This window comes from Streptomyces sp. WM6386, from assembly GCF_000972385.1.
Classification (GTDB): Bacteria; Actinomycetota; Actinomycetes; order Streptomycetales; family Streptomycetaceae; genus Streptomyces.
In genome coordinates this window covers 1-385 of sequence record NZ_JXTE01000591.1, presented here as the reverse complement: position 1 = coordinate 385, position 385 = coordinate 1, and the positions used below count along the sequence as shown (strand labels likewise).

The 385-nt window shown below is 73.2% G+C and carries 1 pseudogene; it reads right to left on the bottom strand.

Annotation, left to right across the window (positions count from 1 at the left end):
- A pseudogene (locus tag TN53_RS42835) lies at positions 1-385 on the bottom strand (ATP-dependent DNA ligase); the annotation flags it as partial.

The following is a 385-nucleotide window of genomic DNA, read 5'->3' as shown; positions in this document are numbered from 1 at the left end:
CCGCCAGTGCGGCGTAGCGTTCGCTGAAGGGGAGGCCGGTCAGGTCCCGGCCGTTCATGCGCAGCAGGTCGAACGCGACCAGGTGGGCCGGGAGCTCGAGGGCCGCGCGGGCGGCGGTCGCACCGTGGTGGTGCATGCGTTGTTGGAGACGCTCGAACGCGAGCCGGCCCGCCTCCCACACGATGAGCTCGCAGTCGACCGCCGTATCGTCCGGCAGCCGCCGGACGGCCTCCTCGATCTCCGGGAACGCCCGGGCCAGATCGCTGCCGTGACGACTCTGTACGGCGACACGGCCGTCGGCCCATCGGCCGGCCAGCGCGCGGTAGCCGTCCCATTTCGGCTGTGCCGCCCACCCCGCAGGCAGTGCGGGGTCGTTGACCGGCAC